The organism is Pseudomonas sp. IzPS59, from assembly GCF_014863505.1.
GTDB lineage: Bacteria > Pseudomonadota > Gammaproteobacteria > Pseudomonadales > Pseudomonadaceae > Aquipseudomonas > Aquipseudomonas kribbensis.
Window position 1 is genome coordinate 1,278,915 of the sequence record NZ_CP062251.1, and the last position, 24,547, is coordinate 1,303,461.

Genomic DNA, 24,547 nt, shown 5'->3' on the forward strand with positions numbered 1-24,547 from the left:
AGCCGCCTGAAATGGGCGGCTTTTTATTGCCTGTCTGGTACAAACGTATCAAATGGTTACTTTTGAAAAAAACAACAGAGGAAGTCCTGTCGTGATCGGTGCAATGGCTCAAGAGGGTGCAGCGGGTATCGCCACTGCGGTCGCTGAAAGTGTTCAGTACCAGGGCCGCAAGGCCAGCCGACAGGGCAGCGAGCAGCGTCGGCAGGACATTCTCGATGCGGCGATGCGCATTGTCGTGCGCGATGGCGTGCGGGCTGTGCGTCACCGTGCGGTGGCGGCCGAGGCCGGTGTGCCGTTGTCGGCCACCACCTATTACTTCAAGGACATCGATGACCTGCTCACCGATACCTTCGCCCAGTATGTCGAACGCAGCGCGGCCTACATGGCCAAGCTGTGGATCAACAACGAAGGCCTGCTGCGGGAGATGGTTGTCAGCGGCGACGGCAGCCCTGAATCGCGCTCGCAACTGGCTGACGATATCGCCCGGTTGATGGCCGACTACGTGCACCGGCAACTGGTCAATCGCCGCGAGCATTTGATGGCCGAACAGGCCTTCCGTCAGGAAGCGCTGCTCAACCCGCGTCTGGCGGAACTGGTGCGTTCCCATCAGCAGATTCTGTTGCAGGGCACCTGCCAGTTGTTCCAGGTGCTGGGCTCCCGCGAGCCGCAGCAGGATGCCAAGGTGTTGACGGCGATTATCGGACGGATGGAATATCAGGGCCTGCTCAACGACGCCGAGCCTTTGGCCGAAGAGGACATGCTCGGCATTCTGACGCGCTATATGCATCTGGTGCTTGCGTCGGTGTAACGCAATCCCCTGTGGGAGCGAGCTTGCTCGCGATTACGATCTGTCATTCAAAATCTTCATTGGCTGACACTCCGCCATCGCGAGCAAGCTCGCTCCCACAGGTTCGCTGGTGAGTTCGGTTCATAGGGAGTGTTGAATGAAAGCCTGGCGTGGCGCGTTGATCGCGCTGTCGTTCCTGCTGCTCAGCGGTTGTCTGGTGACCTTCAAGGATCCGCTGCCTGCCCGTGAGCTGGCGCCCAAGGGCCTGCTCGGCGAATGGGCGAGCACCAATGCCTGGGGCGAGCCGATGAACCTGGAACTCACGCGCCTGGGTAATGACCGCTATCAGGCGGTCACCTGGTTCAAGGCCCGTCCCCATGAGCGGGAAGCTTATCCGTTCACTGTGTCGCGTCATGGCAACCGCTGGTACCTGTCGGCGAAGGTGCCGGCGCAGTATGGCGGGCAATTCACCATCGCCGGTTTCGAGATCACCGACAAACATGAACTGGTGATTTACAACCTCGATCTCGATCAGATCAACCAGGCCATCGCCCAGAAAACCCTCGACGGCCAGGGCTTCCCGACCGATGACGGTCAGGGTGTGCAGGTCGACAGTCCGCTGGATAAGGTCTTTGCTTACCTCGACGACCCAGCCAACTCAGACGTTTTCGTCGAAGCGGCGCGCTACCAGCATCAGGCCAAGGCCAAATAATTCAGTTCGTCACGTTTTCTACAGGAGTTTCGGGTGGACGATTACCAGCAGACGATACGCACGCTGTCCGATCGCATTGTGCTGGCGCAGACGCCGATTCGCGTGCTCGATGCGGTCAAGTGGGACGAGAACATCCGCAAGGGGTTCCTCAAGGCCAAGGGCAAGGAATTGCCGGCGGTGGATCGCGACTACTACCTCAACCGGCCGCTGTCCTTCGATTCGAGCAAGGTCAAGCTGGAATTCCAGAACATCGAACGGGACATCACCCGCCAGCTCGGCCAGTTCAACCCGGTCGGCCAGATCATGCGGCGCATGTGCAAGGAATACCGGATGGTGGTGCGCATGCTCGAAGCGCGCGGCACCGAGGATTTCGGCCTGATTTCTCAGGAACTGTACGGCGCCGCGTCCGACGCGTTTCACGCCGGTGACCCGACGCTGGCCGACCTCGGTTTGATGATGTCGGACTACCTGAACAACATCGACGGCCGTGGCGACCTGAAGGACGAACCGAAGATCCTCACCGCCAAGGATGCCGTTCACCTGCTGCAAACCCGCCTGAACAAAGTGTTTGGCGAGGCCGAGGAAACCATCCGCGTGTTCGAGTCCGACGGCATCGTCGCCGACGCGGCGGCAGGCGCCGACTACATCAAGATCCGCACCGACGCGATGTTCAACGACCGCGACGTGCGCGCGCTGGAAGTCCACGAAGGCCTGGTGCACGTCGGCACCACGCTCAACGGCTTGAACCAGCCAATCTGCACCTTCCTGTCCAAGGGCCCGCCCTCGTCGACGGTGACTCAGGAAGGTCTGGCGATCCTGATGGAAATCATCACCTTCGCCTCCTACCCGAGCCGCCTGCGCAAACTGACCAACCGCACCCGCGCCATTCATATGGTGGAGGAGGGCGCGGACTTTCTGCAGATTTTCGAGTTCTTCCGCGAGCAGGGCTTCGAGATGGCGGAAAGCTACGGCAACGCCAGTCGGGTTTTCCGTGGATCGACGCCGACCGGTCTGCCATTCACCAAAGACTTGTCCTACCTCAAGGGCTTCATCATGGTTTACAACTACATTCAGTTGGCCGTGCGCAAGGGCAAGCTCGAGCAGGTTCCGCTGTTGTTCTGCGGCAAGACCACGCTGGAGGACATGCGAACCCTGCGGCAACTGGTGGATGAAGGCCTGGTGGTGCCGCCGAAGTATCTGCCGGATCAGTTCCGCGACATGAACGCGTTGTCGGCGTGGATGTGCTTCTCCAACTTCCTCAATCACTTGAGCCTGGACCGGATCGAGGCCGATTACTCCAACATCCTGTAGGCCCATTGATCATTCCCGCGCTGAGCGCGGGAATCCGAACCTTGCGAGGTTTCACCGGATGAGAATCCTCGGCATCTTCTGCCTGCTCCTGACCCTCGGCGGTTGCAGCTCTTTGCTGTTCTACCCCGAGCCGGGCCAGATATTCACCCCGGAAAAGGCCAAACTTGAATACCGCACCGTCACCCTGACCACCGCCGACGGCCTCAGGCTGAACGCCTGGTGGCTGCCGGCCAAACCCGGCGTCGAGGTCAAGGGCACGGTGCTGCACCTGCACGGCAACGGCGGCAATCTGCCGATGCACCTGGGCGGCAGCTGGTGGTTGCCGAAAAACGGCTATCAGGTGCTGTTGGTGGACTATCGCGGTTACGGCCTGTCCGAAGGCAAGCCTAGCCTGCCGGCGATCTATCAGGACATCGACGCCGCATTTGCCTGGCTGGACAAAGCGCCGGAGGTCAAAGGCAAGCCGTTGATCCTGCTCGGCCAGAGCCTCGGCGGTTCGATGGCGGTGCATTGGCTGGTGCAGCATCCGGAACGACAAAAACAGCTCAAGGCCTTCGTGCTCGACGGGGTTCCGGCCAGTTACCGCAGCGTTGGCCAATATGCCCTGAGCACCTCGTGGATGACCTGGCCATTCCAGGTGCCGCTGTCGTGGCTGGTGCCGGACAGCGACAGTGCGATCAACTCGATGCCGCAGCTCAAAGGCGTGCCGAAATTGATCTTCCACAGCATCGACGATCCGCTGGTGCCACTTTCCAATGGCATCCGTCTGTATCAAGCTGCGCCGCCACCGCGCGTGCTGCAACTGACTCGCGGTGGCCATGTGCAGACCTTTGGCGATCCGGTGTGGCGCCAGGTCATGCTGCGTTACCTCGACGATCCCGAGCATTTCAACGGCCTGCGCCGCCTCGGCGAAGTCCCGAATTACCCGCAACCTCCGAATTCTGAAAACGAGAGTCCGCAATGAGTGAAGAACGCAACGCCATCCCGCTGATCATCACCGGTATCTGCAGCATCCTCGGCACCGTCGGCGCCCTGTGGTACTACGGCTACCTGCACTTCGCCAAACCCGAGGATGCGCTGCTGCTCAACGAATTCACCATGCTCAAGACCATTCCCGGCGAAGACTACAAGGTCTCCCTGGACCCGGCGCCGCAGGTGGCGCAGTGCATCGATGGCGTGCTGGTGCTGTTCGACACCGAACAGAAAGGTTTGACCGGGGTGCTGATCAACGCGCAGAAAAAGGCTGTGCGCTGCATGGGGCAGGAGACGCCGCAGAAGTTGGAAGAGTAAACCCGCGACAAACAAAAGCCCCGCCTGATCAAATCAGGCGGGGCTTTTTTGTTAACGCGTGACGCTTAGTTCGAGCTGACTGCCGAGCGCGGCATCACCGGCTGGTTGTCGTTGGAAATGGTCACTTCCACCCGACGGTTCATCGCACGGCCCGAGACGCTGCCGTTATCCGCGACCGGGTATTCCTTGCCGTAGCCCTGTACCACGATGCGCGACGGATCGACACCCATCTTGATCAGTGCAACCTGCACCGAGGTCGCACGACGCTCAGACAGCGACTGGTTGTACGAAGCGGCGCCGGTGCTGTCGGTGTAGCCCTCGACGATCACCTTGCGATCCGGGTTTTCCTGGAGGAATTGCGCCAGTTTGTTGATGTTCACCAGACCGCTGGATTTCAGGTCGGCCTTGTTGGTGGCGAACAGCACGTCACCGAAGGTCACCAGCGTACCGCGATCGGTCTGCTTGGCGTTGAGGCTGTCCTGCAGCTGTTTGATCTGTTGATCGCGGGCATCCAGACGGGCCTGGGCACGTTGGGCGGCGGCGTTCTTCAGGTTATTTTCAGCGGTGCGCAGGGCAATGGTCTGCTTGGCCACTTCCACGCGCTGGTTGGTCAGGTAGGCCAGTTGGTCGACCTTGGCTGCGTTTTCCTTGTCCAGATAGGCCTTGTCAGCCTTGTCCAGGTAATCGCTGGCGTCCTTGGTTTCCAATGCTGCAACCTTGCTCGCCTGCGGGTTGGCCTGCAGGCCGGCGTAGTTGGTGCGCGCCTGTTCCAGGTTCGGGTTCGGCGGCGTCGAGCAGGCAGCCAGGGCAACGCTTGCGGCCAGGAGAGCGGGGATCATCAGTTGTTTACGCATAATCGTTCGTCCTTTCTATCGATAAGAGATTCAGCCTTGCGGTCGGGATGCGCGCTTACTGCACGGTGCGCTGACTTTCCTGACGCAGTTCCTGAACACCTTTCTGGGAATCCTTCACAGCCTGTTCGGCTTTCATCGCCTGAGCCTTGCGTTCGGCAACGCGGGCATCCCACTCGGCTTGCTCGGCGAGCGTGCGAGCCTCGTCATATTTCTTGTCGTGCATGGCGATTTCGGCTTGTTTGAGCTTGTCCTGCGCCTGCTTCATTTCCACGGCGGCGAACTCGGTACCGCCGGCGCTGACCGCGCTGTTGACGGCCGATTGAGTCACCGCGTATTGCTCGGTCGGTGGATTGCCGGCACAACCGGCCAGCACGAAGCTGGTGCCGATGGCCAGGGCGGCCAGTTTCAGACCGCGCAGGTGGGAGAACGAGGTTTGGGTCTTCATGGTCTTCAACTCCATTGGTTAACTCCTTGGAAGCTTCGAAATCCATCCTGGTAGCGGAGCCGCAACCGTCATGTGCAAGTGCGTTTTGAAACGCTCGTTCCAGGCGTGGTTACCTGTTCCGACCGAAGGCTTTTTTTAAAAGTTCAGAAAAGATGGCTCATCGCCAAAAAATATTCTGACCAAGTGGACAAGGCTCTAAACCGGGAACTTTGGCGGGGGAGAGTGGTACGCGCGGGTGAAAAATGGTGCAAAAGCGGAGGGGGAACAAAGTCCCTGTGGGAGCTGGCTTGCCAGCGATGAGGTCATCAAATTCAACACATTTGCGGCTGAACTGACGCCATCGAGGGCAGCCATTTCCCACAGTTTTGAAGTGTCAGAGATCAGTGTTTTTGCTTGCCGGCAGCCGTCGACAGGTCCTGCAGATGCCGACGCGACAACGCGAGAAAACGCGGCGTCGGGCCAACGTCCTCATACAGCGGATCACCTTCTTCATCGGTGGCAACCACGGTCGAGCCTTTCACATACGGCAGGCTCGCCTCGAACTCTTCAAGCGCCGCGCCGATCAGTTCGCCAAGCAGTTCTTCGGCATGGCGTTTGGGGTACATCTCGGCAATCGCCGCCAGGCGCGCGGCGGCCTCCACATCCAGATGAATCGTGTAGCCGGTGTCGGTCAGGCGACCCTTGGCGGTTTCTTCCCAATGCTGGGCGAGTTCACGGATTTTCATGATGACCTCATGTCGTACCTGCTCGTGGCAGGTCTGGGTGAGTGTCCGCCGTCAGGCGGCGGCAAGCCGTTGTGGGGCTTACTGTTGAGACTAGCTTCAGGGCGCAAGGTTTAAAGTCCCTTCGTCGTTTGCTTGTAAGAAGCGTTGCAGAGCGGCACTCTCTGTTCATCCACTCACTTGCGATCCGTCACCGATTACTGCTGGAGAGATGCTGATGACCGATATTGATGCACGCTTGCGCGAAGACGTTCACCTGCTCGGTGAGCTGTTGGGCAACACCATCCGTGACCAGTACGGCGAGGCGTTTCTCGACAAGATCGAGCAGATTCGCAAGGGCGCCAAGGCCGACCGACGCGGCTCGATGGATGCCGAACTCAGCGCCAGCCTCAATCAGTTGAGCGAAGACGAATTGCTCCCGGTGGCGCGGGCGTTCAACCAGTTTCTCAACCTGGCGAACATCGCCGAGCAGTACCAGCTCATCCATCGCCGCGAAGAGTCGCAAGCCGCACCTTTCGAGTCCCGGGTGCTGCCGGAATTGCTCGCCCGTTTGCGCGAGGAAGGGCACAGCGCCGACTCCCTCACCCGGCAGTTATCGCGACTGGAAATCGAACTGGTACTGACCGCGCATCCGACCGAAGTGGCCCGGCGCACGCTGATCCAGAAGTACGACGCGATCGCCGCGCAACTGGCGGCCCAGGATCACCGAGACCTGACCACGGCCGAGCGCGAGCAGATCCACAACACCCTGCAACGCTTGATCGCCGAAGCCTGGCACACCGAAGAAATCCGTCGCACCCGCCCGACCCCGGTGGACGAAGCCAAGTGGGGTTTTGCGGTGATCGAGCACTCGCTGTGGCAGGCGATTCCCAACCATATGCGCAAGGCCGATCAGGCACTGTTTGCGGCCACGGGCCTGCGATTGCCGCTGGAAGCCGCACCGATCCGCTTCGCATCGTGGATGGGCGGCGACCGCGACGGCAACCCGAACGTCACCGCTGCGGTGACCCGCGAAGTACTGCTGCTGGCGCGCTGGATGGCGGCGGATCTGTACCTGCGGGATGTCGATCACCTGGCCGCCGAACTGTCGATGCAGCAGGCCAGCGACGCGCTCAAGGCCAAGGCCGGTGACAGCGCCGAACCCTATCGCGCGGTGCTCAAGCAGTTGCGCGAGCGCCTGCGCGCCACGCGCAACTGGGCTCATGCATCGCTGACCGCAACCACCCCGGCACCGGCCGATGTGCTGCACAACAATCGCGATCTGCTTGATCCGCTGGAGCTGTGTTACCACTCGCTGCACGAATGCGGCATAGGCGTGATCGCCGACGGGCCGTTGCTCGATTGCCTGCGCCGGGCCGTGACCTTCGGCCTGTTCCTGGTGCGCCTCGATGTGCGTCAGGACTCGTCGCGACACACCGCCGCCATGACCGAAATCACCGATTACCTCGGCCTCGGTCGCTATGAAGACTGGGACGAAGAACAGCGCATCAGCTTCCTGACCCGCGAACTGCAAAACCGCCGGCCGTTGCTGCCGGCGCATTTCAAACCTTCGGCGGACACCGCCGAAGTGCTCGCCACCTGCAAGGAAATCGCCGCCGCACCGGGGGCTTCGCTGGGTTCCTATGTGATCTCCATGGCCGGTGCCGCCTCCGATGTCCTCGCGGTGCAACTGCTGTTGAAGGACTCTGGTGTGCTGCGGCCGATGCGCGTAGTGCCGCTGTTCGAAACCCTGGCCGACCTCGACAACGCCGGGCCGGTGATCGAGCGCCTGTTGCTGCTGCCGGGTTACCGCGCACGGCTGCAAAGCCCGCAGGAAGTGATGATCGGTTATTCCGACTCGGCCAAGGACGCCGGCACCACCGCAGCGGCCTGGGCGCAGTACCGGGCGCAGGAGCGGCTGGTGGAAATCTGCCGCGAGCAGCAAGTCGAACTGCTGCTGTTCCACGGTCGCGGTGGCACCGTGGGCCGTGGCGGCGGCCCGGCTCACGCGGCGATTCTGTCGCAGCCGCCGGGTTCGGTGGCCGGGCGTTTCCGCACCACCGAGCAGGGGGAAATGATTCGATTCAAATTCGGTCTGCCGGACATCGCCGAACAGAACCTCAATCTGTATCTGGCCGCCGTGCTCGAAGCGACCTTGCTGCCACCGCCGCCACCGACGCCCGAATGGCGGCATTTGATGGATGAACTGGCTGCTGACGGTGTGGCGGCCTACCGCGCCGTGGTGCGGGTAAATCCGCAGTTCGTCGAGTATTTCCGCCAGTCGACACCCGAGCAGGAGCTGGGGCGTTTGCCGTTGGGCAGCCGTCCGGCCAAGCGTCGCGCCGGTGGCATCGAAAGCCTGCGGGCGATTCCGTGGATCTTTGGCTGGACCCAGACGCGTTTGATGCTGCCAGCGTGGCTCGGCTGGGAAAACGCGCTGAGCAAGGCGCTGGAGCGCGGCGAAGGCGAGCTGCTGGGGCAGATGCGCGAGCAGTGGCCGTTCTTCCGCACCCGCATCGACATGCTGGAAATGGTCCTGGCCAAGGCCGACGCCGACATTGCGCTGTCCTACGACGAGCGACTGGTTGAGTCGGACTTGTTACCTTTGGGTGTGCACTTACGCGACCTATTGTCGCAGGCATGTTCCGTGGTGCTCGGCCTGACCGGTCAGTCGCAACTGCTGGCACATAGCCCGGACACCCTGGAATTCATCCGCCTGCGCAACACCTATCTCGACCCGCTGCATCTATTGCAGGCCGAACTGCTGGCGCGTTCGCGACAGCCGAACGTCGAGCAGGACAGCCCGGTAGAACAGGCGTTGCTGGTGTCTGTGGCGGGGATTGCCGCCGGTTTGCGAAATACCGGCTAAGGTTTTCTGCGTGGGGCGGGGCACCCGGGGCAAACGTCGGGTGCCGTTTACCGAGCGTGGGAAAAATGCGGGCAAGCGACAGTTAATGATGGGGTTGCGACTTGGGGAACCGCGTCGCAAGGTCGCGGCAGGCGCCGGTTTCTCCGACTTTTGGCGTCTTGTGTGGGCGCAGCCTGCTGTGTATCTTGGTCAGCCTCTGGCCGTTTGGGCGGTCACGACCCTATTTCCAGGATTTCGCCCCATGAGGCGAATCCGTTGTTTTGCAAAAGCTTTTTATAAAAAAATTGAGGAGCACATCTAATGCGCGTCATTCTGCTGGGAGCTCCCGGGGCCGGTAAAGGTACTCAGGCTAAGTTCATCACCGAGAAATTCGGCATTCCGCAAATCTCCACCGGCGACATGCTGCGTGCTGCGGTCAAGGCCGGCACCGAACTGGGCATCAAGGCCAAGAGCATCATGGATGCCGGCGGCCTGGTGTCGGATGACCTCATCATCGCACTGGTAAAAGACCGCATCGCTCAGGCTGACTGCGCCAACGGTTTCCTGTTCGACGGTTTCCCGCGCACCATTCCTCAGGCTGAAGCGCTGGTGACTGCCGGTGTCGAGCTGGATGCCGTGGTTGAAATCGCCGTTGAAGACGAAGAAATCGTTCAGCGTATCGCCGGCCGTCGCGTTCACGAGGCCAGCGGCCGCGTGTACCACATCGTCTACAACCCGCCGAAGATTGCCGGTAAAGACGACATCACCGGTGAAGAGCTGGTGCAGCGCAAGGACGACACCGAAGAAACCGTGCGTCATCGCCTGTCGGTCTACCACTCGCAGACCAAGCCGCTGGTGGATTTCTACCAGAAGCTGTCGGCCGCCAACGGCAAGCCGAAGTACAGCCACATCCCGGGTGTCGGTTCGGTTGAAGCGATCACCGCCAAGGTTCTTGAAGCGCTGAGCTGAAAAACCTGATCCGCTGCATCATCCACGGCCCGCTTGCGGGCCGTAGTTGTTTATACTGGCGCACTTTTCCCCACCTGATTTACGGACACATCGATGAGCACCTTGCTGGCCCTGGACACCGCGACTGAAGCTTGCTCCGTTGCCTTGCTGCATGACGGCAAGGTCACGAGCCATTACGAGGTGATCCCGCGCCTGCACGCGCAGAAACTGCTGCCGATGATCCAGCAATTGCTGGCCGACGCCGGCACCACGCTGCAAGCGGTGGACGCGATTGCCTTCGGTCGCGGCCCGGGCGCATTCACCGGTGTGCGCATCGCCATCGGCGTGGTGCAAGGCCTGGCGTTCGCGCTGGATCGTCCGGTGTTGCCGGTGTCGAACCTGGCGGTACTGGCGCAACGTGCTTATCGCGAACACGGCGTCAGCCAGGTCGCGGCAGCCATCGATGCGCGGATGGATGAGGTGTATTGGGGCTGCTACCGCGAGACGGCCGGGGAGATGCGTCTGGTCGGCACCGAAGCGGTGCTGCCGCCGGAAGTCGCCGCGCTGCCGGACGATGCGGCTGGCGACTGGTTCGGTGCCGGCACCGGTTGGGGCTATGGCGAGCGCATCGCTGTCAACCTGAGCGGTTCCGACGCGGGCATGTTGCCCCATGCCGAAGATCTGCTGACGCTGGCGCGATTCGCCTGGGAGCGTGGCGAGTCGATTCCGGCCGACGATGCCCAGCCAGTTTACCTGCGCGATAAAGTCGCCACGCCGAAAGCCCGCTGATGATTTCGACCCTGTGGCATTCGCCGCAGGGTCATGCCAATGCCTGCCAATCGTCCGTTTCCAACCCCGCGCTTTAAACCTTTTGTCTTTTATGTGTTCTAGTTATCACTCGGCGATTTGCTAAGTCGGTCAGGTGCCGCTAAATTGCCATCATCGATACCGAGCATGACTTTATGCGTATAGACGGCGTTTCCTCTCATTCCTATCCCATCAAGCGCAAGCCTCGCAAAGGCAATCCGGCGCTGGATGAATCCGTCGAGGATATTGAAGGCGAGCTGGAATTCCCCACCGAAGCGCAACTGGCTGCCCGCGCCGCCAAGGCCTCTGCGCAACGCCTGAGCAATCTGCCCGCCCGCCAACAAGACATGATTTATCACCGTGCGATGAAGAAAAGCGTGGCCATGGCCCTGGCCAGCTACCTGAGCACCGCCGGTTTTGTCGATTGGGACGCAGACGTGCTGGGCCTCGACCTGTACATCTGATGGATCTGCCTTACTACCTCGGCTGCCCGTCCTGGAGTGAAAACGCCTGGCGCGAGTATCTGTATCCGGTAGACGCCAAGACCTCCGATTTCCTCGGTCTCTATTCTCAAGTGTTCAACGCCGTGGAAGGCAACACCACCTTCTACGCCAGCCCGTCGCCGGCCACCGTGCAGCGTTGGGCCGAGGTCATGCCCGAACACTTTCGCTTCACCGCCAAATTCCCCGGTGACATCAGCCACGGCGGTGACATGCGTGATCAACTGACCGCCGCCGAAACCTTCATCCAGTTGCTCAGCCCGCTCGGCGAACGCGTATCGCCACTGTGGCTGCAACTGTCGAAAAGCTTCACTCCGCAACGCTTGCCGGAGCTCGCAGCCTTCATCGACGCGTTTGATCGACCGCTGGCGGTGGAAGTGCGCCATGAGCAGTTCTTCGCCAAGGGGGAGAGTGAACGCCTGCTCAATCGCCTGCTGCTGGATCGCGGCGTGGAGCGCATCTGCCTCGATCCGCGTGCGTTGTTCAGTTGCCTGTCCACCGAGTCTTCGGTGATCCACGCCCAATCGAAAAAGCCTCGCGTGCCGACCCGTCCGGCAGCGTTTACCCAGTTCCCGCAGGTGCGCTTCATCGGCCATCCCGAGCTTGAGGCCAACGATCCGTTTCTGGTGCCCTGGGTGGCGAAGATTGCCGAGTGGATCGAAGAGGGCCGCACGCCGTACATCTTCCTGCACACCGCCGATAACATCCTGGCGGCCAAACTCGCGCAGCGTTTTCACGCACAGCTGATGCAACGTTTGCCTGGCCTGCCATCGCTGCCTGAGCTATACAGAGAACCCGCCGCCGAGCAACTTGGCCTGCTCTGAGGCGGTTTTTTTCTGCCCAGGAGCCTGCCGATGGACGCCCAAACCCGCAAAGAACAAGTCCGTAAAGCCGAAGCCTTCAAAGCCCTGCATGAGCGTCCCGGGATTTTCGTGATTCCCAATCCGTGGGATGCCGGTTCCGCGAAGATGCTTGCCAGCCTGGGTTATCAGGCGCTGGCGACCACCAGTGCCGGTTATGCGTTTTCCCAGGGCAAGCCCGATGGCGCGCTTGGTCTCGAAGAAACCCTGAACAATGTTCGGGCAATTGCTGCAGCCACGGACTTGCCGGTGGCGGTGGATCTGGAAAACGGTTTTGCCGACGCTCCGGCCGAGTCGGCGCAAAGCCTGCTGCGCGCCGCGGAAGCGGGCGCCGTGGGTGGCTCGATCGAAGATGCCACTGGCCGTCCGGATGCGCCGATCTACTGTTTCGAACACGCCGTGGCGCGGATCGAAGCTGCGGTTGCCGCTGTTCGAACCTTACCGTTTCCCTTCACCCTGACGGCCCGCGCGGAAAACTACCTGCACGGCAATCCGGATATCAACGACACCATTCGCCGCCTGCAGGCGTTCGCCGAAGCGGGCGCGGATGTGCTCTATGCTCCGGGTCTGAGGACGGCTGAAGAAGTGTTGGCGGTGGTGCGAGCGGTGGCGCCGAAACCGGTCAACGTGTTGATGTCCGGTGGCCTGAAACTGACCGTGCAGCAACTGGAAGAAATGGGTGTGAAGCGCATCAGTACCGGCTCGGCGCTGGCGCTGGCGGCGTTTGGCGAGTTCTTCCGGGCTGCCGAGGAAATCCAGCAATCGGGCACGTTCGACTTCACTTCGCGTTCAATGCCGTACGCGAAGGCCAATCAGTTTTTCAAGGGCTGAAGCAGGGCGGAATCAGGCGGCGATGCGCAGGTTCTGCTGAACGATCGGGCGTACCCAGCCGTTATCGAAGTCCAGGGCTTTCTGCTGTTCGACGATCTCTTCCGGCGGGAACGGCGGGTAAGGTTGCAGCAGATCCAGATCGAACTCGGCAATCGGCAAGTACAGCGGTTTTTTCTGCGGGGCAGGGCCCGGTTCCGGAATCGGCTGGCCATTGTTGATCACGACCGGACGAACCCAGCTGCTGTCGAAATCCTGCTGCTTTTGCTGAGTCTTGATGTCTTCCGGCGGGAACGGAGGGTACGGCTCGGCCAGTGTCATATCGATTTCGGCAATCGGCAGGAACAGCGGCTCGGGTGGGCGTACCTGGGTTTCCACTACATCGCATTCGCGCTGGTCGATGATGTGGGCGTGCAGTTCGCTGCCGATAGTCGGCTCTTCAGGGCTTTCCAGATCGACCGGTGGGAAAGTGCCACAGGCCGGCACCACATCACTCGATTGTTCGGCCAGTGCCTGGGCAAAGAAATCCTGCCACAGGTGGCTGACGCCGCCCAATGCTTGAGTGTTATGACGGCTGAAATCGCCTGTGGGCGAAAGGTAGCCAATCGATGTGGGAAGAATGCCTGACATTTTTTTCGGTCGACGCTCAGCTCTGGCAAAATGCGCGTTGATTGGGTTATCGGCGGTTTTTGCCGATCCTTAACTTTTTTGAGCGTGTTTTCCATGATTGAGCAACCTGCGGCCTGCCGCATCCATGTCGAAGCCCTCGGCCCGACGTTCGAAGCGCAGGCCGAGCAGTGGGCGCAGCGCCTGAATCTGCCGTTGCAGGTGGCCGACGGCGAGTTTGCCTTGCAGGTCGGCGAGCAGGGCTTGCAGCTGCAACAGCTGGGGCCGGATGCGCCGGGGCCGGTGCGGGTCGACTTCGTCGAGGGCGGTGCGGCCCATCGTCGGTTGTACGGTGGTGGCAGCGGACAGATGATCGCCAAGGCTGTCGGTATTGCCCAGGGCGTGCGCCCACGGGTGCTGGATGCCACGGCGGGGCTCGGGAAAGATGCGTTCGTGCTGGCGAGCCTGGGCTGCGAGATGAGCCTGATCGAGCGTCAGCCATTGATTGGCGCGTTGCTGGAGGATGGTCTGGCCCGCGCGGCGGAAGATTTCGACGTGGCGCCGATCGTGGCGCGGATGGCCCTGCTCAAGGGCAACTCCATCGACGTGATGCGCAACTGGGAAGGCGAGCCGCCGCAGGTGATCTACCTCGACCCGATGTTCCCGCACCGTGAGAAAACCGCGCTGGTGAAGAAGGAAATGCGCCTGTTCCGTCCGCTGGTGGGCGATGATCCGGATGCGCCGGCCTTGCTGGAAGCGGCGCTGGCGCTGGCCACTCACCGGGTGGTGGTCAAGCGCCCGCGCAAGGCGCCTTGCATCGAAGGGCCGAAGCCGAGCCATGCGCTGGATGGAAAATCCAGCCGCTACGACATCTACCCGAAGAAAGCGCTCAAGGCCTGAACCGTCCCAAAAGAAAATCCCACGCATGGCGTGGGATTTTTGTTTTCAGGGGCGATAGGCGCGCATGAACAACTCGACCACTTCCTGCACATGGCTTTCCGCCGCCTCGCCGGTCAGTGGTTCACCGCAGCCATACAACAACCGGAAATTCCCCGCGCCCTTGATCAGGCAGAAGAAATGCTCGGCGGCGTTGTGCGGGTTGTCGATGCGCAGCGCGCCAGTCTCATCGATCCGCCGCAGAAGGCGCTCCATGCCTTGCACCATGCGCTGCGGGCCGGCCTCGAAGAAGATCAGCGACAGCTTCGGATCCTGACTGCCCAGCGCCATGATCAGGCGATGCAGGTTCACCGATTCATCACTGTTGATCAGGTGATGAAAGCCTCTGGCAATGTTCAGCAACACATTTTCCACCGCGATGCCGTCCGGCAATTCGAAGAACAGCGGCGGCAATTGCTCCTCGCATTTGGCGACGACAGCGGCGGAGAACAGCGTTTCCTTGTCATTGAAATGGCTGTAGACCGTCAGCTTCGACACGCCAGCCTCGGCGGCCACTGCGTCCATGCTGGTGTTGGCATAGCCGTGACTCAGGAACAGGATTTTTGCCGCTTCGAGAATCGCCTGGCGCTTGGCCGGATCCTTCGGGCGGCCGGGGCCGTTTGGAGCTGAAAGATTGTTCGACATTCTTCGCTTTTAATACTGGACTGGTGAGTTTGCTATTAATAACATACCGGCCAGTATAAATATTCCAAGCCTCCTTAGCGAAAGGTCCTTCACCATGTTCCGCCATGCGTTGTCCTTTGCGGTGCCAGTCACTCTGGCGTTTTTATTGTCGGCATGTGGCAAGGAAGAGGTGACGCCAGTCAGCGTGCGACCGGCCATGGTGGTGCAGCCAGAGCCTTCGGCGCAGGCGATGGAAAGTTATCCGGGCGAGGTTCGCGCCCGCTACGAACCGGATCTGGCGTTCCGCATCGGCGGCAAAGTCAGCCGACGACTGGTCGAGGAAGGCCAGCGCGTGAAGGCCGATCAACCCCTGGCAGAACTCGATCCGCAGGACGTACGCCTGCAACTGGAAGCCACCCGCGCCCAGGTCACCGCCGCCGAAGCCAATCTGAATCTGGTGCGCGCCGAGCGCGACCGCTACAAGACCCTGATGGAACGGCAGATGGTCAGCCGCTCGGCCTACGACAATGCCGAAAACCTCTACCGCTCCGGTGAGGCGCGCCTCAAGCAGATCAAAGCCGAATTCAACGTCTCGACCAACCAGGCCAGTTACGCTGTGTTGCGCGCGCCTCAGGACGGTGTAGTGGCCAAGCGCTCGGTGGAAGTCGGGCAAGTGGTCGCCGCCGGGCAGACCGTATTCACCCTCGCCACCGATGGCGAACGCGAAGTGTCGATCAGCCTGCCGGAGCAGAGTTTCGGCCGGTTCAAGGTCGGCCAGCCTGTTTCCGTGGAGCTGTGGACGCAACCGAACCAGCGCTTCGCCGGCAAAATCCGTGAACTGTCGCCAGCGGCCGATCCGAAATCCCGGACCTTCGCCGCCCGCATCGCCTTCACCGCCGGCAACGTGCCGGTCGAACTCGGCCAGAGCGCACGAGTCTTCGTGCAGACCGCCGACGTGATCCCGCTGTCGGTGCCGCTCTCGGCCCTGACCGCCGAAAACGGCGCGACCTACGTCTGGGTCGTCAGCGCCAACAACACCTTGAAGAAAACCCCTGTGCGCGTCGGCCCGTTCGGCGAGAAAACCGTGCCGGTGCTCGAAGGCCTCAACGCCAGTGACTGGGTCGTGGCCGCCGGCGTGCATGTGTTGCTGGAAGGGCAGCAGGTGCGTCCCGTGGATCGCTCCAACCGTGTGGTCAATCTGGCGGACAAGGAGTAAGTCCCGATGCGCTTCAACCTTTCCGAATGGGCGCTGCGTAATCGCCAGATCGTACTGTTCCTGATGCTTTTGCTGGCCATCGTCGGCGCCTTGTCCTACACCAAGCTCGGGCAAAGTGAAGACCCGCCGTTCACCTTCAAGGCCATGGTCATCCAGACCCGCTGGCCCGGCGCCACGGCGCAGGAAGTATCGCGTCAGGTCACCGAGCGCATCGAAAAGAAGCTGATGGAAACCGGTGAGTACGAACGCATCGTTTCGTTCTCCCGTCCCGGTGAATCACAGGTCACCTTCATCGCCCGCGACTCGATGCATTCGGTGGAGATCCCGGACCTCTGGTATCAGGTGCGCAAGAAGGTCGGCGATATCCGCCAGACCCTGCCGCCGGGCATTCAGGGCCCATTCTTCAACGATGAATTCGGCACCACGTTCGGCAATATCTACGCCCTGACTGGCGACGGTTTCGACTACGCCGTGCTCAAGGATTACGCCGACCGCATCCAGATCCAGCTGCAACGGGTCAAGGACGTGGGCAAGGTCGACTTGCTCGGGCTGCAGGACGAGAAGATCTGGGTCGAGCTGTCCAACGTCAAACTCGCCACCCTCGGCTTGCCGCTGGCGGCAGTCCAGCAGGCGCTGGAAGAGCAGAACGCGGTGTCCACCGCCGGCTTCTTCGAAACCGGCAGTGAGCGATTGCAGCTACGGGTCTCGGGGAATTTTCAGACAGTCGACGAGATCAGAAACTTCCCGATCCGGGTCGGTGATCGTACGTTCCGCATCTCCGATGTCGCCGATGTGCGACGCGGTTTCAACGATCCGCCGGCGCCGCGCATGCGCTTCATGGGCGAAGACGCGATCGGACTTGCGGTGGCGATGAAGGACGGCGGCGACATTCTGGTGCTGGGCAAGGCCCTGGAAGTCGAATTCTCTCGCCTCCAGAAAAACCTGCCGGCCGGCATGCAACTGCGCAAGGTCTCCGATCAGCCGGCGGCGGTGAAAAGCGGTGTCGGCGAGTTCGTCCAGGTGTTGGTCGAAGCGCTGGCCATCGTGTTGCTGGTGAGCTTCTTCTCCCTTGGCGTGCGCACCGGCATGGTGGTGGCGCTGACCATTCCACTGGTGCTGGCGATGACCTTCGCCTGCATGTATTACCTCGGTATCGGCCTGCACAAGATTTCCCTCGGCGCGCTGGTGCTGGCGCTGGGCTTGCTGGTGGATGACGCGATCATCGCCGTGGAAATGATGGCGATCAAAATGGAGCAGGGCTTCGACCGGATCAAGGCGGCCAGTTACGCCTGGACCAGCACTGCGTTCCCGATGCTCACCGGTACGCTGATCACCGCTGCGGGTTTCCTGCCGATTGCCACCGCGCAGTCCGGCACCGGTGAATACACCCGCTCGATTTTCCAGGTCGTCACCATCGCGTTGCTCGCTTCGTGGGTGGCGGCGGTGATGTTTGTGCCGTACCTCGGGGAAAAACTCCTGCCGGATCTGGCGAAAATTCACGCGGCCAAACACGGCAGTGGTGACGGCCAGCCGGACCCTTATGCCACACCGTTTTACCAGCGGGTTCGACGTCTGGTGGAGTGGTGCGTGCGTCGGCGTAAAACGGTGATCGTGCTGACGGTGGGGCTGTTTGTCGCATCGGTGATGTTGTTCAAGTTCGTCCCGCAGCAGTTCTTCCCGGCCTCCAACCGGCTGGAACTGATGGTTGACCTGAAACTGGCGGAAGGCGCGTCGCTGGCCAACACCACCGCCGAGGTCAAACGACTGGAGGCGATGCTCAAGGATCACGCCGGCATCGACAATTACGTGGCCTACGTCGGCACCGGCTCGCCGCGTTTCTATCTGCCGCTGGATCAACAACTGCCGGCGGCGAGCTTTGCCCAGTTCGTGGTATTGGCGAAAACCATCGAGGAACGGGAAGCCCTGCGCACCTGGCTGATCGATACCCTCAACGAACAATTCCCGGCCCTGCGCTCGCGGGTCACGCGACTGGAGAACGGCCCGCCGGTCGGCTATCCGGTGCAGTTCCGCGTCACCGGTGAACACATCGAAGAAGTCCGCGCATTGGCACGCAAAGTCGCGGCCAAGGTGCGCGAGAATCCGCATGTGGTGAACGTGCATCTGGACTGGGAAGAACCGAGCAAGGTCGTGTACCTGAACATCGATCAGGACCGTGCCCGGGCGCTGGGGGTGAGCACGGCGAACCTGGCGAAATTCCTCCAGAGTTCGCTGACCGGTTCCAGTGTCAGCCAGTATCGCGAAGACAACGAACTGATCGAAATCCTCCTGCGCGGTACCGTGCATGAGCGTACCGAACTGTCGCTGCTGCCGAGTCTGGCGGTGCCGACCGATAACGGTCGCAGCGTCGCGCTGTCGCAGATCGCTACGCTGGAATATGGCTTCGAGGAAGGCATCATCTGGCATCGCAACCGACTGCCGACCGTGACGGTGCGGGCCGATATCTATGGCAAGGAGCAACCGGCGACGCTGGTGAAGCAGATTCAGCCGACCCTCGATCCGATCCGTGCCGAATTGCCTGACGGTTATCTGCTGGACGTCGGCGGTACTGTTGAGGATTCGGAGCGCGGGCAGAAGTCGGTGAATGCCGGTGTGCCGATGTTCATTGTCGTGGTGTTGACCTTGCTGATGGTGCAGCTGCGCAGTTTCTCGCGTACGGCGATGGTGTTTCTGACGGCGCCGCTGGGGTTGATCGGGGTGACGCTGTTTCTGCTGGTGTTCCGTCAGCCGTTCGGGTTTGTGGCGATGCTGGGGACGATTGCGCTGTCGGGGATGATCATGCGCAACTCGGTGATTCTGGTGGATCAGATCGAGCAGGATATCGCGGCGGGGCTCAAGCCCTGGCAAGCGATCATCGAGGCCACGGTGCGCCGGTTCCGGCCGATTGTATTGACGGCGCTGGCGGCGGTGCTGGCGATGATTCCGCTTTCACGCAGTGTGTTTTTCGGGCCGATGGCGGTGGCGATCATGGGCGGGTTGATTGTGGCGACGGCGCTGACGCTTTTGTTTTTGCCGGCATTGTATGCGGCCTGGTTCCGGGTTCGTCGGGACGGTTGATTTGCTTTGTTGAGCGTGACGGCCTTTGGGCCGGCCAGGCTCTGGGTGTTCTTTGTGAATATCCGTTGCTTCGGGTGTTGCCGCTGGCGGTTCCGCTCTTACAGCCATCCCTTTCAAGGTCTTTGGTTAAAATGCCCCAAAAATTCAGTCAGGACGACGAAGCGATGTGGGCAGAGGTTTTAGCGAGGTTCGAGAAAAAAGCACCTGCCAGCGTTATGGCCAAATTGGCACTGGAGCACGCTATTGCCCCTGAGTGGGTTGATCAGGTCTTCGAAGAACATCGGCAACGGCAGTATTCTCGTGAGCTGTTGTTCTCGACCATTATCAAGCTGATGTCCCTTGTTTCATTGGGCTTGAAGCCTTCCCTGCACGCCGCCGCGCGGCAACTGGAAGATCTTCCTGTCAGTCTGGCGGCGCTCTACGACAAGATCAGTCGTACCGAGCCAGCTCTGTTGCGCGCACTGGTCACGGGCTGTGCGCAGCGCCTGGCTCCAACCATCAAGGAGTTGGGTTGCACGCAGATGCTGCCGGAGTGGCAGGTCCGGGTGGTAGACGGTAATCACTTGGCATCCACCGAGAAACGACTGGGGGCTTTACGCCACGAGCGTGGTGCCGCTCGACCCGGTTTCTCGGTGGTTGTCTACGACCCCGACCTGGACCAGGTCATCGACCTGCAGGCGTGCGAGGATGCCTACGCAAGCGAGCGTGTTTGCGTGTTGCCTCTCTTGGCCGATGCCGAGCCGGGCCAGGTGTGGCTGGCCGATCGACTCTATTGCACGCTCCCGGTCATGGAGGCTTGCGAGCAGGTCAAAACCTCCTTTGTCATTCGTCAACAAGCCAAGCATCCACGCCTGATTCAAGAGGGGCATTGGCAAGAACCAGTGCCTGTAAACACGGGCACTGTGCGTGAGCAGATTATTCAGGTCAGAGGCGGTTACCAGTGTCGGCGTGTTGAACTGACGCTTCACTCGCCAACGGACTCGGGTGACAGCAGCTTGATGTTCTGGAGCAACCTGCCTGAAAGCATCAGCGCACAGCAGATCGCGGAACTCTATCGCCGTCGCTGGAGCATAGAAGGCATGTTCCAGCGACTGGAAGCAATCCTGGAAAGCGAAATCGAAACCCTTGGTAGTCCAAAGGCTGCATTGCTCGGGTTCGCTACCGCGGTATTGGCCTACAACGTCCTGGCCGTACTCAAGCGAAGCGTCGAGCAAGCCCATCAGGATACTCAGCCTGACGGCTGGGAAGCCTCAACCTATCACTTGGCGGTTCAGGTCCGGAGTGGTTATGAAGGCCTGCAAATCGCGCTGCCCCTGGAATATTTTCCCGTCATACCTCTGGAAAAACTGGCCCAGCGCTTGTTGGAACTGGCCAGAAACATCCAACCCAAACAAGTTGCGAAAAGTCCACGGGGCCCCAAGGTGCCTAAACCCAAAACATGGGTGCAAGGCACTGCGGTGCATGCACATGTTTCAACGGACCGGGTAATCAAGGCCGCTAAAACGAAAAGACCTTGAAAGGGATGGCTCTTACAGCGGCTCACTTTTCCAAACGCCGGAATGCCGGCCCAGCGAAAAGTAAGCAAAAGGCTTGGCCCCGGCGTACGGCACCTCGCTTTGGCTCGGTGTTCCTTCGTTACGGGATTCATCCGGGGGCATCGCCTCCGGTTTGCTTCGCTGCACCTCCTCTCGATGTGTTCGACTTCGTCGAACGGCGCTTCGCGCCTACCCCCGGATAAATCCCTCCACTCAGCCTGCCGATGGGGCCGGCACGTCAAAAGCTTTACTCGAGCTAACGCTCATCGTGTTTGAGTGGCTATGGGCTGCGGTGTCTCTTACAGCTTTTTCAGAATTTTCTGATATTGAGGCCGTCTGGTCTGGGGTGTTGTACTCGGTTCTCTGTTGTTATGAGTGGTCGAGAGGTTTTTCATGAAGAAGCCGCCAGTGTTGAAAGGACGGTCCGATCCGGTGTTCGACTTGTTGGCGCGGGCGCCGCACAAGCAGTATCTGGTGGATTATCTGGCGCTGCTCAAGCCTCTCGATGATCGGGGGCGTTATTTGCCTTTCGAGGATTTGCGCTATCGCTGGGCGCCGGGGCTGGACGCTCGTTTGTGTTGGGCGCTGGTGAAGAGGGCGAGGGCTGCGCAGTACATCAATCTCCTGCCATTGGGTGAGCCGCCGCAGTGGGGCAAGTATTTGCTGACACCCTCGGCACGGAAAACCCTTTCGGCCGTCGATCTGCAGACGACTTCCGCTTCGCTGGAATGCATGACCGGGCAGATTGGCGAACGGTCGCATTTCAGTTATTTGCTCAATGATCTGATCGAATACGAAGTGATCGCCAGCAGCCAGTTGGAAGGTGCGGCAACGACCACGCGAGTTGCCAAGGACATGCTCAAGTATCAACGGCAGCCGCGCACGCCGGATGAGCGTATGGTCATGGGCAATTACAGGATGATGAATTTCGCCTGGGAAAACCGTTACCAACCCTTGAGCGTCGACTTGATCGCGGCAATGCATCGGGTGGGCGTCGAGGGGATCGATGACGCGCAATACAGTCCCGGTTTTTTCAGGACGAACGATGAAGTGGTGGTACAGGATGGCGAGGGCAACACGGTGCATACACCGCCGCCCGCTGTCGGGCTGGTGATGCGTTTGCAGAGGCTCGTACGCTGGATCAATCAGCCACTTGGTTCACCTCAAGAAAAGGACTACCTGCACCCGTTGATCAAGGCGATCACACTGCATTTTTCTCTGGGCTACGAACATCCGTTTCGCGATGGCAATGGACGGGTTGCGAGGGCGTTGTTCTACTGGTTCATGTTCAAGCACGAGTTTTCGGCATTTCGCTACATTGCGATCAGTCCTTTGCTGCGCAATGCGCCGGTGAAGTACGGGCGGTCGTATTTGCATAGCGAGGCCGATGAGCTGGATCTGACGTATTTCATCGAGTTCCAGTGTTCGGTGATTCAGCGTGCGGTCAGTCGCTTCACGGATGTCTACCGCAAAAGCCTGACGTACGCGGAAGACTTTGAGCGCTGGCTGATGGCGTCGGGTTTTTTCGAGCGGCTGACGCCAAGGCAGCTGGCGCTGTATCAGGTGGCCAAGAGCGGAGTGGCGAAGGAGTTTACGGCGAGCAACGTGAGGGAACACTTGGGTTGTTCTTGCAGCACCGCGATGTCAGCCCTGAATGGACTGGTCGAGTTGCAGGTCTTCGAGAAAAGGAAAATGGGCAGCGAGTGGGTGTTCTTTTTACGCAGTCCAGCCAGTGTATTGAAGGACGGGAGCGAATTGTCTCGCTCCCGTGCAGCGTCGGCCTAGAGGCTGCCAAACACCTTCTTCGCCAGACTCGTCGCCGCAGCGGCCGGGTTCTTGCGGATGGTTTCTTCCTGTTTGCCGATCATCTCGAACAGGCCGTTCAGCGCTTGTTCGGTGACGTAGCTTTCGATGTTCGCGCTCTTCGCGTCGACCACGCCCAGCGTAGCAGCCTGGCCGGCGAACGAGTTGTACTTCTGTGCTACGCCTACCTTGTCGGTCGCCTGTTTGACGATCGGCAGGAACTTGGCGCGGATCTGTTCGCGGCTGGATTTGTCCAGGTATTGGGTGGCGGAGTCGTTGCCGCCGCTGAGGATGCCTTTGGCGTCGGCCACGCTCATTTTCTTCACGGCGTCGACCAGGATCGGCTGGGCCTGGGTCACGGCGGTTTCCGCGGCCTTGTTCATGGCGGTTTCCAGCTCATCGACCTGGGCGCCCATGCCGAACGCTTTCATCTTGCCGGCGACTTTGCCGAGTTTGCCCGGCAATTCGATTTTTACGTCCGGGTTATTGCTGAAACCACCCGGCGTGCCGAGTTGTTTGACGGCCAGTTGCGCACCCTGGGTCAGGGCATCCTTGAGGCCACCGGTGGCATCGCCTTGCGACAGGTCGCTGAGGGACAGGGCCATGGCGCTGGCGGAGATCATCAAGCCCGCGCACAGGCCGGCGAAGCGAAGGGTAGGGCGGAGCATGAAAGCTTCCTTGTTCAAAGAATTAGCGGGCGGCGTCGACGCGGATCTTCAGCGGCTGGGGATCCTTGCCATCAAGCTGCACGGCATGGTTTTCGGTGGTGATGAACATCAGTTCGCCGTTGACCTCGATGCGTGCGCTGACCGAGTAGCGGTGGCCGGGTTTGACCTGGGCCGGATCGTAGCTCAAATGGAACGGCAGCGGCACTTGTCCCTTGATCGGGCCTTTCTGTTCATCGAGCACGACGGCCGGCGCATCGGCCAGCGAAACGTCCTGCAGGCTCACACTCAAGGTCGCGCTTGGTGGCAGGGCGATGCGTTGCAGGTAAAACACTTCGCCGTCCAGGCTCGCTTTACCGCTCGGAGTGGTGGACTGGCAAGCGCTCAACAAGGTGGCGGCGGCGAGAAGAGAAAGTTTTTTCATGGGGACCTCAAAAGACTTGGGCGCCAGAGGGGCGCCCAAGGAAATCTAGCGGATTTTGGTAAGTGAGTCAGTGAACAAACGTAACGGTTCATTCAGCTACTGATCGATTACCTGCAACGGTCTCGACCGGGCCGGACGTGTCGCTGGTACAAGTTCGATAGCTTCAGGGAATACAGAAAGCCGTTGGTGGTATCTGTTTTCTATGCCGGTAAGTGCATAGCGTTTGCCCGGCACCACATGCTCCGGATCATATTCAAGATAAAACGAAGTGGCCGTTTCCTCATCGTGAGAAACGCGCGCCAGTTCGATATCGGGACTTTCGTTTTCATGCAGGCTGATGGTAATTGCCTGTTCGGGGGGAATCATTTCGGGTTCCTGCACTTCAACGTACAAGTAACCGATCGTACTCAGATGCAGCGTCTGGCGATGGGGCGCCTGATGAACAATGACGAAATGTTCCTGCTCCAGCAGCAAGGGTTGTCCATTGTGAAACAACTGGATGGTGACGCGGTATTTGACGCTGACTTCACTGTGTCGGTGCGGGAACCGGAAGTTCCACTGGCCGTCGACGATGGAGGGATATCGCCAGTGTTTGACGCTTGTCGTTTGCAGGGTACTGATCAGTTGAACATCGACGACGGTTTCATTGTTTCCGTCGAGAGGGGCGTTGAAGTCAGGTGGAAGGCTGAAGGTTACATTGATGGTCTGGGGTGATTCATTCAACAGGCTCATATCGAATTCCTTATCGATTAAAAAGAGCCCATTAATTCAT

24 protein-coding genes are annotated in these 24,547 nt (G+C 60.3%); 16 read left to right on the top strand and 8 right to left on the bottom strand.

Annotated elements, in window-relative coordinates:
* The first annotated feature begins 103 nt into the window (after window positions 1-103).
* The 5 genes from IF189_RS05565 to IF189_RS05585 all read left to right on the top strand — a co-directional run bounded on the left by IF189_RS05565 (window position 104) and on the right by IF189_RS05585 (window position 4,100).
* On the top strand, window positions 104-808 hold the full coding sequence (locus IF189_RS05565) for a TetR/AcrR family transcriptional regulator (RefSeq protein ID WP_011332647.1): 705 nt from the start codon (window positions 104-106) through the stop codon (window positions 806-808).
* 136 nt (window positions 809-944) lie between these two features.
* The gene (locus IF189_RS05570) at window positions 945-1,499 is read left to right on the top strand and encodes a hypothetical protein (protein ID WP_134825619.1); all 555 of its coding nucleotides are present in this window, start codon (window positions 945-947) and stop codon (window positions 1,497-1,499) included.
* Between the two features lie 33 nt (window positions 1,500-1,532).
* Complete coding sequence (locus IF189_RS05575) at window positions 1,533-2,810, top strand: flavohemoglobin expression-modulating QEGLA motif protein (protein ID WP_085712808.1); 1,278 nt, start codon at window positions 1,533-1,535, stop codon at window positions 2,808-2,810.
* A gap of 58 nt (window positions 2,811-2,868) precedes the next feature.
* On the top strand, window positions 2,869-3,774 hold the full coding sequence (locus tag IF189_RS05580) for an alpha/beta hydrolase (protein ID WP_134825620.1): 906 nt from the start codon (window positions 2,869-2,871) through the stop codon (window positions 3,772-3,774).
* Window positions 3,771-4,100, top strand: coding sequence for a hypothetical protein (locus tag IF189_RS05585; protein ID WP_119427141.1), 330 nt, complete (start codon window positions 3,771-3,773; stop codon window positions 4,098-4,100). The genes IF189_RS05580 and IF189_RS05585 overlap by 4 nt, the downstream gene beginning before the upstream one ends.
* A gap of 65 nt (window positions 4,101-4,165) precedes the next feature.
* Here the strand turns inward: IF189_RS05585 and IF189_RS05590 are convergent, their stop codons facing one another.
* The 3 genes from IF189_RS05590 to IF189_RS05600 all read right to left on the bottom strand — a co-directional run bounded on the left by IF189_RS05590 (window position 4,166) and on the right by IF189_RS05600 (window position 6,124).
* Window positions 4,166-4,954, bottom strand: coding sequence for an OmpA family protein (locus IF189_RS05590; RefSeq protein ID WP_085712811.1), 789 nt, complete (start codon window positions 4,952-4,954; stop codon window positions 4,166-4,168).
* A gap of 55 nt (window positions 4,955-5,009) precedes the next feature.
* On the bottom strand, window positions 5,010-5,414 hold the full coding sequence (locus IF189_RS05595) for a DUF4398 domain-containing protein (RefSeq protein WP_085697302.1): 405 nt from the start codon (window positions 5,412-5,414) through the stop codon (window positions 5,010-5,012).
* A gap of 365 nt (window positions 5,415-5,779) precedes the next feature.
* Window positions 5,780-6,124, bottom strand: a complete 345-nt coding sequence (locus IF189_RS05600) for a pilin assembly protein (protein WP_085729780.1) — start codon at window positions 6,122-6,124, stop codon at window positions 5,780-5,782.
* Window positions 6,125-6,338: 214 nt separating this feature from the next.
* Here IF189_RS05600 and ppc point away from each other — a divergent pair, with 214 nt between their 5' ends.
* From ppc to IF189_RS05630, 6 genes are all read left to right on the top strand, one after another.
* On the top strand, window positions 6,339-8,969 hold the full coding sequence (ppc, locus tag IF189_RS05605) for a phosphoenolpyruvate carboxylase (RefSeq protein WP_192552958.1): 2,631 nt from the start codon (window positions 6,339-6,341) through the stop codon (window positions 8,967-8,969).
* A 300-nt stretch (window positions 8,970-9,269) separates the two neighbouring features.
* Window positions 9,270-9,917, top strand: a complete 648-nt coding sequence (adk, locus tag IF189_RS05610) for an adenylate kinase (protein ID WP_085712812.1) — start codon at window positions 9,270-9,272, stop codon at window positions 9,915-9,917.
* Window positions 9,918-10,010: 93 nt separating this feature from the next.
* Entirely contained in the window at window positions 10,011-10,685 is a 675-nt protein-coding gene (gene tsaB / locus IF189_RS05615; protein WP_192552959.1) for a tRNA (adenosine(37)-N6)-threonylcarbamoyltransferase complex dimerization subunit type 1 TsaB, read from the top strand.
* A 173-nt stretch (window positions 10,686-10,858) separates the two neighbouring features.
* Window positions 10,859-11,167, top strand: coding sequence for a hypothetical protein (locus IF189_RS05620; protein WP_192552960.1), 309 nt, complete (start codon window positions 10,859-10,861; stop codon window positions 11,165-11,167).
* Window positions 11,167-12,027 (top strand): DUF72 domain-containing protein, encoded by an 861-nt coding sequence (locus IF189_RS05625; protein ID WP_192552961.1) that lies wholly within the window; start codon window positions 11,167-11,169, stop codon window positions 12,025-12,027. Before IF189_RS05620 ends, IF189_RS05625 begins: the two co-directional genes overlap by 1 nt.
* A 30-nt stretch (window positions 12,028-12,057) precedes the next feature.
* Entirely contained in the window at window positions 12,058-12,894 is an 837-nt protein-coding gene (locus IF189_RS05630) for an isocitrate lyase/PEP mutase family protein (RefSeq protein ID WP_134825624.1), read from the top strand.
* A gap of 12 nt (window positions 12,895-12,906) precedes the next feature.
* On the opposite strand, the gene IF189_RS05635 is transcribed toward IF189_RS05630, so the two are convergent.
* Complete coding sequence (locus IF189_RS05635) at window positions 12,907-13,521, bottom strand: energy transducer TonB (RefSeq protein ID WP_134825625.1); 615 nt, start codon at window positions 13,519-13,521, stop codon at window positions 12,907-12,909.
* A gap of 93 nt (window positions 13,522-13,614) precedes the next feature.
* Between IF189_RS05635 and IF189_RS05640 the strand changes: the two genes are divergently transcribed.
* Complete coding sequence (locus IF189_RS05640; protein ID WP_413038519.1) at window positions 13,615-14,397, top strand: class I SAM-dependent methyltransferase; 783 nt, start codon at window positions 13,615-13,617, stop codon at window positions 14,395-14,397.
* Window positions 14,398-14,442: 45 nt separating this feature from the next.
* Here IF189_RS05640 and IF189_RS05645 read toward each other — a convergent pair whose 3' ends face one another.
* Window positions 14,443-15,078: a TetR/AcrR family transcriptional regulator gene (locus tag IF189_RS05645; RefSeq protein WP_114881558.1), complete on the bottom strand. Its 636-nt coding sequence runs from the start codon at window positions 15,076-15,078 to the stop codon at window positions 14,443-14,445.
* A 94-nt stretch (window positions 15,079-15,172) separates the two neighbouring features.
* Here IF189_RS05645 and IF189_RS05650 point away from each other — a divergent pair, with 94 nt between their 5' ends.
* The 4 genes from IF189_RS05650 to IF189_RS05665 all read left to right on the top strand — a co-directional run bounded on the left by IF189_RS05650 (window position 15,173) and on the right by IF189_RS05665 (window position 22,668).
* Window positions 15,173-16,273 carry an efflux RND transporter periplasmic adaptor subunit gene (locus IF189_RS05650; protein ID WP_114881559.1) on the top strand — a complete coding sequence of 367 codons (1,101 nt, stop codon included), beginning with the start codon at window positions 15,173-15,175 and terminating at the stop codon, window positions 16,271-16,273.
* Between the two features lie 6 nt (window positions 16,274-16,279).
* Window positions 16,280-19,348: an efflux RND transporter permease subunit gene (locus IF189_RS05655; protein WP_134825626.1), complete on the top strand. Its 3,069-nt coding sequence runs from the start codon at window positions 16,280-16,282 to the stop codon at window positions 19,346-19,348.
* A gap of 215 nt (window positions 19,349-19,563) precedes the next feature.
* Entirely contained in the window at window positions 19,564-20,865 is a 1,302-nt protein-coding gene (locus IF189_RS05660; protein ID WP_134828704.1) for an IS4 family transposase, read from the top strand.
* 411 nt (window positions 20,866-21,276) lie between these two features.
* Window positions 21,277-22,668, top strand: coding sequence for a Fic family protein (locus IF189_RS05665; protein ID WP_192552962.1), 1,392 nt, complete (start codon window positions 21,277-21,279; stop codon window positions 22,666-22,668).
* Here the strand turns inward: IF189_RS05665 and IF189_RS05670 are convergent.
* From IF189_RS05670 to IF189_RS05680, 3 genes are all read right to left on the bottom strand, one after another.
* Complete coding sequence (locus tag IF189_RS05670) at window positions 22,665-23,354, bottom strand: DUF4197 domain-containing protein (protein ID WP_085712823.1); 690 nt, start codon at window positions 23,352-23,354, stop codon at window positions 22,665-22,667. The genes IF189_RS05665 and IF189_RS05670 overlap by 4 nt on opposite strands.
* Before the next feature lie 22 nt (window positions 23,355-23,376).
* Window positions 23,377-23,775, bottom strand: coding sequence for a YbaY family lipoprotein (locus tag IF189_RS05675; protein WP_085697316.1), 399 nt, complete (start codon window positions 23,773-23,775; stop codon window positions 23,377-23,379).
* A 96-nt stretch (window positions 23,776-23,871) separates the two neighbouring features.
* On the bottom strand, window positions 23,872-24,507 hold the full coding sequence (locus IF189_RS05680; RefSeq protein ID WP_134825629.1) for a hypothetical protein: 636 nt from the start codon (window positions 24,505-24,507) through the stop codon (window positions 23,872-23,874).
* Between the last annotated feature and the right edge of the window lie 40 nt (window positions 24,508-24,547).